Below are 15,779 nucleotides of genomic sequence, written 5' to 3' on the forward strand. Positions count from 1 at the left end.
AGCGGCGTGCTTCAACAGATCACCCAAGCGACGCGCAAGCCCCTTTCCGGGGAAATCCGCGGCGCGCCTTCCCGACGATCAGTCGAACTTGCGCATCCGGCAGACAAGTTCAGGACCGATCAGGGCCGATATCTCGGGCGAGGTCATCTGCGCGTGCAGGCAGGGCACATTGAGCAGATCGAGCGGCTCGGCATAGGCTTGCCACATCTCGGATCTCAGCGGTTTGCCGGCATGGTCCCGCGCGGCGCGGATGTGGGTCAGGGTCGCGGGCATGGGACTGTGGTAATGATTGCGGACAAGCCGGTTGGTATCCGTCACTACGCGCACCACGCCGTCGAGCGTCCGCTCCGGTAGGTTGCCGAGCGCGGTATCCCCCGCGCGGAGAAAGGCGACGACGGCTTCGCGGGTGGCGAGCTCCGGATGGGCGTCCGGGTCGTAGCCCGCGATGGCCAGAAGCGCGCGGAGCGCCACCACGGGATCGGGGTCCGGCTCATCACGCCAGCAATCCGCCGGATAGCTGTCGAGAAGCGCGACCAGCCCCGGCTCGCGCCCCATCTGCGTCAGCGCAACGGCCATTTCCTGTGCGATGAGGCCCCCGACTGACCAGCCTGCCAGATGCACCGGACCGTCCGGCTGGACCTCCGCCACAAGGTGAGCATAGCGACGGGCCAGCGCCGCAAGGCTCTCCGGCATGGGCTTGTCGGGGTCAAGGCCGGGATGCTGAAGCCCCCAGACCTGTCGTTCCGGCGCGATCTGCCGGACAAGCGCACGGTAGCCCCAGACGATGCCGCCCGCGGGATGGATCAAGAACAGCGGCGCCTTCTCCCTGTCGCCATCGGCCAGCAACAGGGTCATGCCAAGGCCGTCATCCCGAGGCCGTGCAGCATCCAGCGCGGTGGCAAAAGAGGAAAGCACCGGATGTTCAAAGAGTGTGCCCAGCCCGCATTCGCGGCCGGTCTCCTCCTCGATCCGCAGGACGAGACGGACGGCCAGCAGGGAATCCCCGCCCAAGGCAAAGAAATCGGCCTCAGCCGCGACGGGGTCGGAGAGATGCAGAACCTCCGCGAAGAGAGTGGCCAGAAGGGCTTCCGTGGGCGTTTGCGCGGTGCGGCCGGCCGCCACGAACGTCGGTGCGGGCAGGCTCTTGCGGTCGAGCTTGCCGTTGGAGGTGACGGGAAGCGCGTCGAGCGGCACTTCGGCGGAGGGCAGCATGTAAGCGGGCAGGCGCGCGGCCAACAGGGGCGAAAGCGCGCCCCGCCTGTAACCTTCCGTGGGCACGAGATAGGCGACCAGCCGTTTCTCTCCTGCATGATCCTCGCGCGCAACGACAACGGTTTCGCGCGCAAGGCCGGTCGCCATGATCGCCGCTTCGATCTCGCCCAGTTCGATCCTGAGACCCCGGACCTTCACCTGATGATCCGAGCGACCCAGATAGACGACTGCCCCGTCCGGCCGGAGGCGTGCGAGGTCTCCGGTTGCATAGAGCCGCTCGCCCGGATGGGCCGGATCGGCGACGAACCGGGCATCGGTCAGGTCGCGGCGGCCGAGATAACCGCGCGCGAGCTGCGCCCCGCCCAGATAGAGATGCCCGGCAAGGCCCGGCGGCACGGGGCGCATCCGGTCGTCCAGAACGTCGAGCCGGGTATTCCAGACCGGGAAACCGATCGGCAGCGGGTTGCTGCGGTCCTCTGCTGGCGCGGGCCAGTAGCTCACGTCCACCGCCGCCTCTGTCGGCCCATAGAGGTTGTGCAGTTCTGCCGAAATACGCCGGTGAAAACGGTCGCGCTGGTCTGCGGTCAGTTCTTCGCCGGAACAGAAGACCCGGCGCAACGACAGGCCTTCCGAGGCCGGCACCGCAAGGAAGGACGACAGCATGGATGGCACGAAATGCAGCGTGGTAATCCCATGTTCCCGGATCGCAGCCGCGATGGCCGAGGGATCCCGATGTGCACCGGGTGGCGCCATGACAAGCTCCGCACCGGCGATCAGCGGCAGGAAGAACTCCCAAACCGAGACGTCGAAAGTCGCGGGCGTTTTCTGAAGGATCCGGTCGTCTGGCGCGATCCCATACTGCGTCCGCATCCAGAGCAGCCGGTTCACGATGGCCCGATGCTCTATCACCACACCCTTCGGCTCACCCGTAGAGCCGGAGGTGAATATGACATAAGTCATATTGCTCGCGGAGATATCGATCTGCGGCGCGTCCCCCTGCTCCGGCCAGTCGGAAACCAGCAGGAGCGGCGTTCCCGCCGGAAACAGACCCGCCCTCTCCGCCGTGGTCAGCACAACGACGGGTGCCGCCATCCTCAGGATGCGCGCGATCCGTTCCGGGGGATGGTCGAGATCGAGCGGCAGATAGGCGGCTCCGGCGCGCAACACGCCGACCAGCGCCACGGGAAGTTCGGCAGACCGCTCCAGAGCCACCGCCACGATCCGTTCCGGCCCGGCGCCCCGGCGCCCGAGTTCCGCGGCGAGAGCATCGCTGCGACGCTTCAGCTCCGCATAGGTCAGTGTATCGGTGCCGGCAGTGATCGCGGGCGCATGGGGCGTCGCCGCCATCTGCCTCTCGATGAGCGCGGAGAGCGTCGTTTCCGGCACCGGGGTCCGCACGTCTTCGGCGCGGGCGTCATGGAGGGCGATTTCCTCCGGCGAGGCCGTGGCGACATCCGCGAGCCGTTCGGCGACAAGGGCGTTCTGCAGGAACGCGACCATCCGGGCGGAATGGGCGGCTATCTCATCGGCGGTGTAAAGATCGGGGTTGGCGTCGATCTCGAACAGCAGGCCTGAACGAGCGTCCCCCCGGAATGTCATCGTGATATCATCCACCGCGCCCGCGCCAAGAATGTGCAGGCCCACCTCCAACCCGGCAAAGACCGGCGGCAGGTCAAAGGGCTGCACGTTCACCAGCGGCCCGTAAAGCCGCCGGGTGCCGCCGATGAGCCCCAGATCCCGACGCAACTGCTCACTCCGGTAGCGTCCGTGGCGCCGCGACTGCATGAGTTGCTTCGCCACGTCGGTCAGCCAGTCCGGCAGCGGCGCGTCCTCATCGGGCGTCAGGCGCAGGGGCAGGACGTTCATCACCATGCAGGGCAGCCGGGCGGCCTTGCTGCCCATGCGGGCCATGAATGGCACGCCCAGCATGGCCTCCCCTTCGGACCATCGCGCCAGATAGGCGCCGGCAAGCCCCGTTAGCACATCGGGCCATGTCAGCCGATGGCGTGCGGCAAACGCGGTCAGATCCTGCTGAAGGGTGTCTGGGAGCCAACGGCTGTGGCGCAGGAACGTGTGCGCCGAAACAGCACGCCCCGGGGCAGGGCCGGCCACTTCCGGCAGATCGGCAAGGGTCTGCCGCCACCAGCCGCGGTCAGCCTCCCGGCGCGGCGAATTCCGGTAGTCCGCATCCTCCTCCAGCGCACGGGCGAGCGCGGGAAAGGCCACGGGCGGCGGCGCCCCGGCCACCAGCGCTGAATAATGCTCTCCAATGCGGTTCGTCACCAGCACCATGCCGTAGCCATCAATGGCGAGGTGATGAATCCGTTCGTAAAGGAGGTGCCTCCCCCCCGGAAGAAGAAACAGCGTGAAGGCCGCGACCGGCTCCTGCGCGAGGTTCAGCGGCCTGTCGCTGTCGGCCTTCATCAGCGCCAGCGCCTCGGTTTCGGCATTCGGGCGATGGGTGAGGTCCACGATCGTCAGCGCAGGCCCCTCGCTGTGTCGCCACTGCACCGGCCCCTCCGGCGTTGCCCGGAACCGCAGATGCAACGCCTCCGTTTCCCGGATCGTACGCGCGACGGCTGTGCGAAACGCTTCAAGGTCAAGCGCCCCGTTCAGCTCCAGATATTGCCCCGTGTTGAGGATCGGGTTTGTCAGGTCGAGCGCCTGAGTGTACCATAGCCCTTCCTGCGCTTCGGTCAGCGGAAAACCTTGCCCCGAGACGGGCGGCGACAGGGGGCTCTGGTCAGTCATGTTACTGGGCGGCCCGATGCTCGTTGATGACAGTCCACCATCCGCCCAGCGTATCGTATTCGGCGAGTGCTCCGAAATCCGCAGTCAGCCCGGCCTGCTCCCAGCCGAGGATAAGTGTCATCAGCCGCATGGAATCCAGCCCCAGATCGGGCAGATTGTCATCGTCGCCGATCTCGGATGGATCGACATAGAGCACGTCCGCGATGTCCTTGCGCATCCGGTCCAAGGTCAGGGTCATGCGGTCTTCTCTCCATTCAGATATTTGGCGCGTAAGGCCGCACGCAACGCCTTGCGGCTGACCTTGCCGACGGCAGTCGCTTCGAACGCGGTTACGAAGACCACCTGATCGGGCACCTTGAAATCGGCAACACCCCTCGAACGCATGAAGGCGCGCACTCCGGCGGCCTTCGGGCGCTCCTCCCCCGCGGGAATGACAAAGGCGCAGCTGCGCTCCCCCAGATAGGCGTCGGGGATCGAAACCACCGCCGCGTCGAAGATCTGCGGATGCGCCAGCAGGTGATCCTCGATCTCCTCGGCGGAAATCTTCTCCCCTGCGCGGTTGATGTGATCGCCCGCCCGCCCCTGCACCACCAGATAGCCCCCCGGCAGCCGCTTCACGATATCGCCCGTGCGGTAGAACCCATCGGGTGTAAAGCTGCGGGCATTGGCGGCAGGTTCGTTGTGATAGGCGCGGATCGTGTAGGGTCCGCGGGTCAGCAGATGCCCCGCCTCGCCGTCCGGCACGGGGTTGCCGTTGTCATCGAGAACCAGAATCTCGTCATCCGGGCTGATGGGGCGACCTTGCGTGTTGACGATGATCTCCTCGGGATCGTCGAGGCGGGTGTAGTTCACCAGGCCCTCCGCCATGCCGAAAACCTGCTGCAGCGTGCAACCCAGCACCGGACGGACCCGCGCCGCTGCTTCGGGGAGGAATTTCGCGCCACCCACGCCCAGTACCCTAAGGCTGGACAGATCATGCTTCGTTGCCGGCGCGGCCTGTATCCACAGCAGCGCCAGCGGCGGGACAAGGCCGGTGATCGTCACCCCCTCGCGTTCGATGAGGGCGAAGGCGGTGGGCGGGCTGGGGTCCGGGCTCATCACGACCCGTCCACCGGCATAGAGGGTACCGAAAACGCCCGGAGAGCTCATGGGGAAGTTATGCGCCACGGGTAGCGCCGCCAGATAGACCGTGTCGGCATCCAGCCCACAGATCTCCGCGCTGGCGCGAAAGCTGTAGATGTAATCGTCATGTGTCCGGGGGATGAGCTTGGACAGGCCCGTGCTGCCGCCGGAAATCTGGAGAAAGGCAACGGCCGCGGGATCGACCTCAGGGAGTGCCACCGCCTCGCGAGGCAGGGCGTCCATGGCGAGATGCGGCCCCGCGTCACCGATGACGACCACATGGGCAAGTGCGGGAACCTCGGCCTGCACCACGCTGGCCAGCGGCCGGTAGTCGAACCCGTCGAGCCGCTCCGCCACCACCAGCGCCTTGGCATGGGACTGGCGGGCGAAGTGGATCAGCTCGGTCTGCCGATGTGCGGGGAGTGCATAGACCGGGATAAGACCCGCCAGAAACAGCCCGAAGACCGCCGGGAAGAACCCCGCGACATTCGGGATCTGCACGATCACCCGGTCCCCCGGCATAAGCCCTAGCCCGAGGAATCCGGCCGCTGCCGTCTCTGCCCGAGCAAGCAGCTCGCCATATGTCCAGCGTATCTCCCCATCCACCACGGCTACGCGGTCGGGGTGGCTGGCCGCGCGCTTCCGCAGGAAGCCGCCCATCGTTTCGCCGCACCAATATCCCTTCTCGCGGTAGCGTGCGGCAACGTCCTGCGGCCAAATCTGGCGGGGCGCGTTCTGGTCGGATTGCACCATGCGATATACCTGCTCCTCGGGTGGCCATCAGACCCAGTCTGGGTCGGCATAACCGTCCAGACAAAAACAGTCAACTTTGCGCGTGCGGCGCTTCTGCAGCATTGCGGGGACGCAAGATCAATGGCATGTGACCTTGACCTCCTCCTTTGACGAGACCCGCGCTGATGCCCTCCCCCAAAATTCCCCTGCGCGATACAGCGACCGTTTACGGCCGGGTCACGCGCATTCTTCACTGGTCGATCGCCGCACTGATTTTGTGGCAATTGTTCGGCATGACATTGCGGCTGATATTCGGCCGTCAGCCAGTCGTATCCTTCTTCGTCGGGTGGCATCAGCCGGTGGGCACGGTGCTCTTCGGGCTGATCCTCATCCGGGTGATCTGGGCCTTCGCCAATCGGGGAAACCGGCCCTCGTATGGGGCGGGTCTCATCGGGCTCGCGGCGCGGCTCGGGCATCTGGCGCTTTACGCGGTGATGCTGGTCGTGCCGGCGGTGGCGCTCCTGCGGTCCTGGGGATCGGAGCGGGTCTTTGCGCCCTTCGGCTTTCAGATTTTCCCGGCCCGCACCACGCCGGTGGAGTGGGCGGTCGGGTTGGGCGATGCGCTGCACGGCGAGATGGGCTGGGTTCTGGCGCTGCTCATCCTGGGCCATGTCGTCATGGTCGGCCTGCATGAGGGGATGTGGCGCGACGGGACCATGGCCCGGATGGCCGGCTCCCGCGCGCGGCGCAGTTGGCGAAGGTAGGCTGCTGAGAACGGCCAGAAGTCTCGTGCCTCTGCTCTGAACGTCGGGAAATCGTCCCCAGCATGCCCCGACATGCGTGATGTGTGCCTCCGAATGGTCAGAGCGATTTCCGCTCCGAGCCGAAGCTGAAAGCCCGTTTAGGGGGCCAGCTCCTTGGCCTCCTTCTCCAGTTCGATCAGCAGCGGCGTTCTCTCCCGCCAGGCCTCATACCAGCTTTCCACGGCGTCGCCGAAGATCTCCTGCCCGGCCGCCGTCAGTGGCGCACCCGCCTCCGCCAGCTTCGCCCGATAATCTGCGTCAATGCCCGGATAGGTGGCGCGGATATGGGCCGTCTCCTCTCCGACCAGCCGGGTGATCAGGGCGCGATCCGCTTCGGAGAACGTCCTCCATTTCCGGGCCGAGGCGACGGCGAACATCGGAAAGATCGCGTGCCTGCTATCCAGCACCACGGCCGAATAGTCCTGGAAGCGATTGTTCCAGGTGCCCTCAAGGTCAATCTGCATGCCGTCGATCTGGCCGTTGGCATAGGCGTCGAACAGTTCGGGCAGCGGCAGGGGCGTGGGGGCGGCCCCCGCACGCGTCCAGAAGTCCATCTCCTGCGCCAGCGGTACCGTGCGGATCTTGCGCCCGGCGACGCTGCCTCCTTCGGCCATCGGCTTTGACAGCAGCACGATCCGCATGCCTGCCATACCGTATCCCAGACCCTTCAGCCCCAGCGCGCCGAGCTTTTCTTGCAACGCCGTGGCGGTCCGGCCCTCCAGCAGTTCCGCCGCGCTTTCCGCGTCGGGCACCAGATAGGGCGCGACGAGGATGCCGAAATCCGCATCGCGGTTGGCAAGCTCACCCACCGTCAGGAAGGCCAGGTCCAGCGCCCCTGTCTGGAGCTGCTGGAGCATCTGCGCCTCGTTCCCCAGCTGACCGGAGGGGAAGACCGCAAGTTTCATCCGGCCCTCCGTCTCCGCGGTAATCCTTTCGGCCAGCGCATTCGCGGAGCGTGTCCACTGGTGCGGCGGCGGAGTGACCATGCCGATCCGCAGGTCCTGCGCGCCCGCCGGGCCAGCCAGCGTGATGGCAACGAGCGTAACGGCAGCCAGCAGACCCGGCCCCCACCCTGGAAAACGCATATCTTCTCCTCCTAGCCTGCGTTAAGGGCGGCGATCACAGTCATCCCCGCAAGGATCGCGATCACGCCCGCAAAGAACGGAACAAGCAGCCGTGACAGCCGCTCGGCGCTGACGCCCGTCAGAAGCGATGCGGTGTAGAGCCCCGCGCCAACAGGCGGTGTCAGAAGACCCAGCGTCAGGTTGAGACAGAGGATCACCCCGAACGTCACTGAATCGATGCCATAGACATCGGTTGCCACCGGGAGGAGCACCGGCGCGACCAGAATGATCGCGGGGATCGGTTCCAGAACCGTACCCAGCAGCAACAGCAGGATGTTGAGCAGGATGAGGAAGGCCAGCGGGGAGGAGGCCACGTCCTGAATCCATTCGGCCGCCTGTGCGGGCAGGCCGGCGAAGGTGACGACCCAGCCGATGATCTGCGCAGCCGCGACAAGAAAGAGCACGGCGCCGGAGGTGGCGGCCGTGCGCACAAAGACCTGCGGCAGATCGGCAAAGCGAAGTTCCCGGTACACGAACATCCCGATCAGCACTGCGGCCAGAGAGGCAATGGCGGCGGATTCCGTAGGCGTCGCCACGCCCGTCAGGATGGAGCCCACCACGACCAGCGGCACCACCAGCGCCGGTAGCGCATGCCACGCAGCCAGAAGCCTCCGGCGCGCGGGTTGTGACGGCACACGTGGCAGGTTGTGCTTCCACCCAAGCCACGCGATGATGAGGGCGAATACAGCCGCCATTGCCAAACCCGGCACGATCCCCGCGACGAAGACATCCGCCACGGGAACCTGTGCTACGGTTGCATAGACGATCAGGTTCATGGAAGGGGGAATGACGGGGGCGAGCAACCCGCCCGCCGCCGTGACAGTCGTGGCAAGATCGCGTGGATAGCCCGCGCGTTCCATCTCCGGCACGGCAAGCCGCGACATCACGGTCAACTGCGCGACGGTCGAGCCAAGTACCGCGGCCATCATCAGGTTGGCCAGCAGGTTGACATAGGCGAGACCCGCCCGAACTGGCACCATCATCGCCTCGGCCAAGGCCAGGAGACGCCGCCCGATCCCCCCCGCGCCCATCAACTCTCCCAGCAGGATGAAGAGCGGCAGCGCAAGGAGCCCATAGCTCTCGATCCCCGCGAAAAGCTGCTGCGGAAAACTGTCGAGCAGCACCGCATTGCCGCCTGCGACGATCAGGATCAGCGCGACGCCGATCAGCACGAAGGAAATCGGAGCACCGATGGCCAGCAGGAGGAGGAACGAAAGCCCCGCGGTCATCGCTGCCTGACCAATTCGGCCAGATCGACGGCGATGGCCGCAAGCGCGTGGATCCCACCCGTCACGCATGTCAGCGGCACGATCAGCCAGAACCAGACCTTCGGCACGCCCAGGGTCAGCGTGGGGTCGGTGTAGATGAAGTTGAACGTGTCGCTTGCAAGCCCCGCGCCCGACCCCGCGCGCAACAGCCCCGGCAGGTCGAACCAGCGCCAGACAAGCCATGCCATCACCAGAATGAAAGCCATCACGAGCAGGTCGGTCAGCAGCAGAAGCCAAGCCCGACCGCGCGGGCCCAGACGCTCGGGCAGCAGCGCGATCGCCATATGGCCGCGTGTGGCGATCCCGAGCGAGCCACCCAGGAAGGCGACCCAGACCATCAGGTGCACGGCGAATTCGTCCGTCCAGATGAGCGGTCGCCCGAGCGTGCGCGACACCGATCCCGCCAGCAGCGACAGGGCGATCACCGCCACCAGCGCCGCACCGAGCGCCATTTCCGCCTGCGCCAGGCGCCTGCTGATCCGGGCTAAGAGAGAGGCGCGGATACCGGGGCCATAATCGAAGACATCGTTGTTCAGGCTCATTCGGCCGCCTCCTTCTGTGGGGGGGCCAACTCCTCATCGACCAGCACCATCAGGCGGCCGCGCGAGCAACGCTCGACACGTGCGCTGACTCCGTAGACCTCGGCCAGCATGGCAGGCGTGAGTACTTCCGCCGGCGAGCCGGCACTGTACAGCCGCCCCTGTCGCAACATCACCATGCGGTCCGACCATTGCGCCGCAAGGGCCAGATCGTGCAGCACGGCGATGACCGTCCGCCCCTCGGCGGCAAGGCGGCGCACCTCTGCCAGAAGCCGCGCCTGATAGGCAAGGTCGAGCGCGCTGGTCGGCTCATCCAGCAAAAGGACGCGAGGGTCGCGCACGATGGCCTGCGCAAGCCCGACCATCTGTCGCTGCCCGCCGGAGAGGCTGTCCACCGGATCGAGCGCGAGGGCGGCAATCCCCAGCCGGTCGAGGGCCGCCATCGCGACGGTTTCGGCCGCGCTCCGGCCATGTTCGCCTCCTGCCCGCAGGGCCGTAATGACGCTCTCCAGCACGATGAGCGAAGAACCGGTGAGCGACGATTGCGGCATGAAGCCGAGGAGCGCCGCCCGCTTCGGCCCGGGAAGGCGGTGCAGATCCTGACCGTTGAGAGTCACCTGCCCGCGATAGGGCAGAAGCTGCGCCACTGCACGGAGCAGCGTGGATTTTCCGGCGGCATTCGGGCCGGCAAGCACCGTGAGCTCGCCCTCCCGGAGGGGCGGCAGGGTCAGCCCGTCCAGCACCCTGCGGGCACCGAAATGAACGGAGAGGTCGTTGACGGACAGCCCGGTCATCGCACCGCCCTGCCCCGGAGGATCAACCAGAGGAAGATCGGCAGGCCGATCAGCGATGTGACAAGGCCGATGGGCAGCAGAACCCCCGGCACGACGAGCTTCGACAGGGTGGAGGCGAGCGACATCACCAGCGCCCCGGTGAACAGGCTGGCGGGCAGGAAGAAGCGGTGATCCTCTCCGACCAGCATCCGCGCGATATGCGGCCCTGCAAGGCCCACGAAGCCGATCACTCCGACCATGGAGACAGCGCCCGCGGCCAGCAGACTTACCCGGACGAGCGTCCAGCGGCGGAGCGTGGTCACGTTGACGCCGAAGCTCCGCGCCTGTTCCTCTCCCATACGGAGGGCGGTGAGCCGCCAGGCCGCCCGGATGGAGAAAGGAAGCGCCACCACGAGCAGCGTCGCGAGCAGCGCCACGCCCGGCCAGCGGCTGGAAGCAAGACTCCCCATCGTCCAGAAGACGAGTTGCTGAAGCGCATCCGCAGAGGCCACGAACTGCACCAGCGACAGAAAGGCCGCAGCGGTGAAATTCAGCGCGATGCCGAAAAGGACGAGCACCTCCGTCCCGCCGCCACGAAGCCGCCCCAGCGTCTGGAGCAGCGCGAGCGTGCCGAGAGCGAAAAGGAAGGCATTGGCCGAAACGCTCCACTCCGCCGGCAGGAACGGCAGGCTGAGACCGAGCACGATGGCCAGGGCCGCCCCAAGTGCCGCGGCGGAGGAGACACCCAGCGTGAACGGCTCGGCCAGCGGGTTCTCCAGCACGGTCTGCATCTCGGCCCCCGCCAGCGCGAGCGCGGCCCCGACGCAGAGCGCCATCACAGCCACCGGCAGCCGGACATCCCAGACGATGACCCTGGCCCCGCGCGACACATCCTCGGCGCCGGTCAGGACGCGCAATGTCTCGGCAAGGGGCAGGCCCGCCGGCCCGGTGGTCAGGTCGATGAGCAGCGCGGCTACGACAAACAGCCCCAGCAGCCCGACCAGCCCCGCACGGCGGCGGTTTCGCTGCCTGTAACGATCAAGCAGCAGCGCCGTCATGGCCGGGGGACCACCCACCAGGTTCCGGACACGGAAACCGGGGCGAAACGGGTCTCGATCTCGGCCAGTGTGGCGGCGGGATCGACATCGGCGAACAGGTCGGGATGGAAGGTGCGGGCGAGGTATTCGATCAGCGCGATATGCACGGGCGAGTCGTTGAAAAGGTGCCACACGCCCGCGGCGCGCCCCTCCTCCACCGCGCGGAGGGAGGCGATGCCGGGCGCGCCGACAAGCGTGTCAAAGGAGTGCTGCGCCGTTTCCGCATCAACCAGCGGCCCCAGCACCAACCCGCCGCGCGACGCCATATGCGTGCCCCCCGTCGCTATGTAGAAATCGGGATCGGCGGCGATCAGGAATTCGAGGCTGACATTGCCCAGAACGCCTTTCACCAGTTCCCCGCCGATATTCAGGCCACCGGCGGTCGTGATGAAATCGTGGAAGACGCCCGTGCCGACGGTGGAGCAGCAACCCTGCGGCGCGGCATGGACGTGGAAGAAAACCCGCGGCCGCGGAATGGCCGGATCAGCCAGCCGCTCGCGGATACGGTTCAGGCGGGACTCGTAGAATTGCACGAAGTCTTCGGCGCGATCCTCTGCGCCCGTCAGGGTGCCGAGCAGCCGGAGACTGGGAACCGAATTCTCGAGCGGGTGTGAAAAGAAGTCAACGTAAGCGACAGGGATCCCGGCGGCTTCCAACTGACCGCGCGCCACCTCCATCTCCTTGTCCTCCGCATCCATCAGTGACAGCACCACCAGATCCGGGTCCAGCGCCACGATGGTCTCGACCGAGATATCGCGGTTGCCGGAGCCGACCGGCCTGATCGTGTCTATCGCCGGAAATCTGGCGCGATAGGCGTCCAGGGTCGGCGCATCCAGCGCCTTGTCCAGCCGCCAGCCGGCCACGAGCGCCACGGGATCGTCATGGATCAGGCCAAGAACAGCCATGTGCCGCCCCTCTCCCAGCACGATCCGCCTGGCAGGCTGCGGCAACTCCACCTCACGCCCCAGTATGTCGGTGGCCCGGACCTCTGCCGAGAGGGGTTGGGCGATGACTGCGGCGGCCAGCGTGACCAAGGCGGCGAACAGGGCGCAAAGGCGGACCATGGCAAGTCTTTCGTGCGGAGCCGGGTCTCCGGCTGGGAAATGCGAGCAGCGGAGGCTTCCGCCTCCGCCACCATTTCGTGGCGCGGGATCAGTGCGTGGCGGGGGTGATCCGCCAGATCCGGTCGCCGACCGGGTCGTTTTCGCCGCGGGACTTGTTCACCGCATAGACATTGCCCTTGCCATCAGCACGGAGCTGGTTCGGCATGCTGCCCGCATCGAGGTTGGCCACGATTATGCCGTCGGTATCGACGACGGTGATCGTTCCCGCACCCCGATTGGCCACATAGGCCAAGCGGTTCACCGGATCGAAGGCGACGTTCAGCGCACCCGCACCCACTTCGACATCATGCAGCACTTCGCCGTCGTCGGCCTTCACGATCAGCAGATTGTCGGTCTGTTGCGACGCCACGAAGATCAGCCCATCCCTGGCGTCCAGCGCCACGCCGGAAGCGCTGCGGGCGCCGGGAAGCGGGAAGACGGTCGTCTCGCCGGTCGCCAGCGTCACGACCGCTGCTTCGTCCGAACGCATGCTGACCGTGACGAGCTTACCGCTCTCGGTGTCGAGATCGAGGCTCATGACCGAGAACTCTCCGCCGCGCTTGCCCGACCGGATCACGATGGGCTCCAGCTGCTCCAGCGTCCTGGTGTCGAAGACCTCGATGTTGCCGGTGCCCGTCGCGCTCGCATAGGCACGGGAGTTGGCCTCGTCGACCACCACATCGCGGGCATGGGCGACCGCCCCCGGCTCAAACTGCTTGACCAGCGACAGATCGGACTGCCGATAGACCGCGACGGTGTTCTGCCGCGTGTTGGTCACCCAGACATTGCCGTTCGCATCATCAACCGCCACGCCGTAAACGGCGAAGACACCCCCGTCGCTGCCATCTTCCCGCGCGGGAGCCGCGGCGGGCGCTACCTGCGCCTTCACCTCGAGCGTCTCCGCGTCGATCTTCAGCAGCGCGGAGTCCTTCACCGGCGGGCGGCCGACCGCAGAGGTGACGAAGGCGGCCTTGGAAGCCCCACTGAACACGACCTGATAAAGCCCGCGCGTCACCAGACCGCTTTCGATGGCGAACTTTTCCGCGCCCGAAACCGGTACATCGGGAGAGATCTTCACCTCCACGACAGTGGCGGCCGCAGGTTTCTCCGCGATGACGACGACCGGTTGCAAGCCGGTGACGGCATCGGCATCCAGCGTCAGATCGAAAGCGAACTTGCCTTCTGCATCGACAACGATCGGTCCGTCGGGGTTGAGCACCGTCGGGCCACGGAGCAGCGTGATCTGCTGCCCAGGGATCAGCCGGTCACCGGCGATCTTGACCTTGCCGCCTTTCAGGATGGCCGCGCCCGGCTCATCGGCGGTGGCGCGGACCATGCCCTCAAATCCGTCTGCGGAGGGCGTGAAGATCGTATCGGCCAGAACGGGGCTTGCCGCCGTCGCAAGGATCAGCGCCGTTACACCCAGTGAGGCGCGCAGGCGGCTGAGAGGAAGAATGGCCATGTCGGGCTCCTTGACGTCATGTCATCAGTCATTTGGCTGGCCCGGGACATATCCGGTCTGGCTCGGTTCGCATGCAGCACTATATTTCCGACAAACTTTGTCAACCAACAACCGGCGCGAATCGCGACGGTCACGATATGAAGAGACGCCATGCGGCAGACGGGAAAGGCGGGGCCGGATCACGCCCTGCGACAAGCGGAGCTGCAGATACTGCGCAGCGAAAACCCCACGCATAAGATGTTGGAAAGGACCGTGGCCACCGGGCCGGGCCACCGCATTTTCCTCGCCATTCCGAAGACCGACCCTCCTGAGAGCGGATGGCCGATCCTGTATCTGCTCGATGGCAATGCCGCTTATGACTATCTGACAGCGACGCATCTCACCCTCGCTCCCGGGCTGGTGATCGCCGGCATCGGCTATGACACCGACCGGCAATTCTCGCGAGAGCGCCGCACGCTGGATTTCACTCCACCTGACGGAACGGGCGATGGCATCCGGCCGGACCCTGTCCACGTCGGCCGCCTCGCCGGGGGGGGAGCGGTGTTCCTGGATCGGCTGATCGGACCTCTCCGGGAGGCGGCAGAACAGGGAGTGCGGATTGATCCGCAGCGCCGGACGTTATGGGGCCATTCCTTCGGCGGGCTTTTCACGCTTTACGCCTTGCTCTCGCGGCCCCATGCGTTTGCGCGCTACGCCGCCATCAGCCCGTCGATCTGGTGGGACGAGCCGCTGATGCGGCGTATCGCCGCGCAAGCCCCTGCCGCGATGGCCCTTCCACCGCTGCTCGTCGCACTCGGCGACCGCGAGAAACGGTCAGGGAGCGATGGCCCGGTGCCGGATGGCCCTGCCCCCGTCACGATGCATTTCCTTGAAACATTACGGGAGTTTCCCGGCCTCCGGCCCGCCCTGCATGTTCTGCGGGAGCATGTGCACATCCAGACCCTCGCAGGCTCACTCCCCCTGGTCCTCCCGTTCGCGACCGAGGTGTGATGGCGGCTGACGTGTACTGAACCGTCCAGAGCGTCATCTCCATGCGCTGCAAATCGGGAAATTCGACCAGGAATGACCGGAGATTTGTAGACTTCTGGTGAATTCTTGCCAGCTTGCGAACGTTTTCCGTTTCGGCACGGATGCGAACGCCTTTTTCAGCGACCTGCCAACTATTGGATGGTTGCGGCGTCGGCCAATCGGCGGGCGGGTCAGCCTGATCTGGCGGGGCATCCTGTCCCCTGCCCGGGCGCGCATCGCGAGCGGGTAGGAGTGAACTGCAGCTCGTGCTGCCAGATGGTAAGCCATGTTCGATCATACCGCGCGGATGGGGAAAGCCCAATACCCCCCGAACACCCGCACCTCGGCAGCCTAAGGCGAATAGCCCAACACTTCTTGGGCATCAGCGACTGTCTTCTGGGCGGTCGCGAGTTCTCTGCGCAGCCCTGGTGGAGGAGCCGCAGGACGCACCCCCTGTCGCTGCGGAATGGCGCGATCCGGGTGGAGAGGTGCTGCATACCTTCACGCATTTCCACCTGCCTCGTCCTGCGCGTGGCCGTGGCCGCAGATACGCTCGGGAACAGCGGCTGTGCGTCTGGTGTCACGCGCACTGACGGGGCGCCGGTGTAATCCGTCCCGGATCCCGCGGTAGCGGTGGGCGCAGTTCTTCCCCATCCTTGACCGGATGCTCGCCGCCATGCCAGTTCTGTTCAGCAACACAGGGATGACAATGGTCGCAGCAACCGATGTTTTAGGACATCCGCATCCATAACTGAATCGGATCGGTTGTTCCGCGCCTGCGTCGG

Annotated in this window: 12 protein-coding genes; 2 read left to right on the forward strand and 10 right to left on the reverse strand. The window is 66.1% G+C overall.

The genetic code is table 11. The features are described from left to right. Positions 1–78 precede the first annotated feature (78 nt). From CG51_RS15935 to CG51_RS15945, 3 genes are read right to left on the reverse strand one after another with little or no spacing between them, the layout of a single operon-like run. Positions 79–3,963, reverse strand: coding sequence for a non-ribosomal peptide synthetase (locus CG51_RS15935; protein ID WP_051930730.1), 3,885 nt, complete (start codon positions 3,961–3,963; stop codon positions 79–81). Between the two features lies 1 nt (position 3,964). Then, on the reverse strand, positions 3,965–4,201 hold the full coding sequence (locus CG51_RS15940; protein ID WP_035746647.1) for a phosphopantetheine-binding protein: 237 nt from the start codon (positions 4,199–4,201) through the stop codon (positions 3,965–3,967). Further along, on the reverse strand, positions 4,198–5,838 hold the full coding sequence (locus CG51_RS15945) for a (2,3-dihydroxybenzoyl)adenylate synthase (protein ID WP_035746649.1): 1,641 nt from the start codon (positions 5,836–5,838) through the stop codon (positions 4,198–4,200). The genes CG51_RS15940 and CG51_RS15945 overlap by 4 nt, the downstream gene beginning before the upstream one ends. Positions 5,839–6,002: 164 nt before the next feature. Between CG51_RS15945 and CG51_RS15950 the strand changes: the two genes are divergently transcribed. Next, positions 6,003–6,581 carry a cytochrome b gene (locus tag CG51_RS15950; protein WP_035746652.1) on the forward strand — a complete coding sequence of 193 codons (579 nt, stop codon included), beginning with the start codon at positions 6,003–6,005 and terminating at the stop codon, positions 6,579–6,581. A gap of 137 nt (positions 6,582–6,718) precedes the next feature. On the opposite strand, the gene CG51_RS15955 is transcribed toward CG51_RS15950, so the two are convergent. The 7 genes from CG51_RS15955 to CG51_RS15985 all read right to left on the reverse strand — a co-directional run bounded on the left by CG51_RS15955 (position 6,719) and on the right by CG51_RS15985 (position 13,986). Beyond that, on the reverse strand, positions 6,719–7,705 hold the full coding sequence (locus tag CG51_RS15955) for a TRAP transporter substrate-binding protein (RefSeq protein ID WP_051930731.1): 987 nt from the start codon (positions 7,703–7,705) through the stop codon (positions 6,719–6,721). An 11-nt stretch (positions 7,706–7,716) separates the two neighbouring features. Beyond that, positions 7,717–8,973, reverse strand: coding sequence for a TRAP transporter large permease (locus CG51_RS15960; protein WP_035746653.1), 1,257 nt, complete (start codon positions 8,971–8,973; stop codon positions 7,717–7,719). Then, a complete protein-coding gene (locus CG51_RS15965) occupies positions 8,970–9,554 on the reverse strand; it encodes a TRAP transporter small permease (protein WP_051930733.1) in 585 nt (194 codons plus the stop codon). The genes CG51_RS15960 and CG51_RS15965 overlap by 4 nt, the downstream gene beginning before the upstream one ends. Beyond that, positions 9,551–10,345, reverse strand: a complete 795-nt coding sequence (locus CG51_RS15970) for an ABC transporter ATP-binding protein (RefSeq protein WP_035746654.1) — start codon at positions 10,343–10,345, stop codon at positions 9,551–9,553. The genes CG51_RS15965 and CG51_RS15970 overlap by 4 nt, the downstream gene beginning before the upstream one ends. Further along, positions 10,342–11,382, reverse strand: a complete 1,041-nt coding sequence (locus CG51_RS15975; protein WP_035746655.1) for a FecCD family ABC transporter permease — start codon at positions 11,380–11,382, stop codon at positions 10,342–10,344. Before CG51_RS15975 ends, CG51_RS15970 begins: the two co-directional genes overlap by 4 nt. Then, positions 11,379–12,485, reverse strand: coding sequence for an ABC transporter substrate-binding protein (locus tag CG51_RS15980; protein ID WP_035746656.1), 1,107 nt, complete (start codon positions 12,483–12,485; stop codon positions 11,379–11,381). Before CG51_RS15980 ends, CG51_RS15975 begins: the two co-directional genes overlap by 4 nt. A gap of 88 nt (positions 12,486–12,573) precedes the next feature. Further along, positions 12,574–13,986, reverse strand: coding sequence for an NHL repeat-containing protein (locus CG51_RS15985; RefSeq protein WP_035746657.1), 1,413 nt, complete (start codon positions 13,984–13,986; stop codon positions 12,574–12,576). Positions 13,987–14,136: 150 nt separating this feature from the next. Here CG51_RS15985 and CG51_RS15990 point away from each other — a divergent pair, with 150 nt between their 5' ends. Then, complete coding sequence (locus CG51_RS15990; protein WP_035746659.1) at positions 14,137–14,976, forward strand: alpha/beta hydrolase; 840 nt, start codon at positions 14,137–14,139, stop codon at positions 14,974–14,976. The last annotated feature ends 803 nt before the right edge of the window (positions 14,977–15,779 follow it).

The organism is Haematobacter missouriensis (assembly GCF_000740775.1).
Lineage (GTDB): Bacteria > Pseudomonadota > Alphaproteobacteria > Rhodobacterales > Rhodobacteraceae > Haematobacter > Haematobacter missouriensis.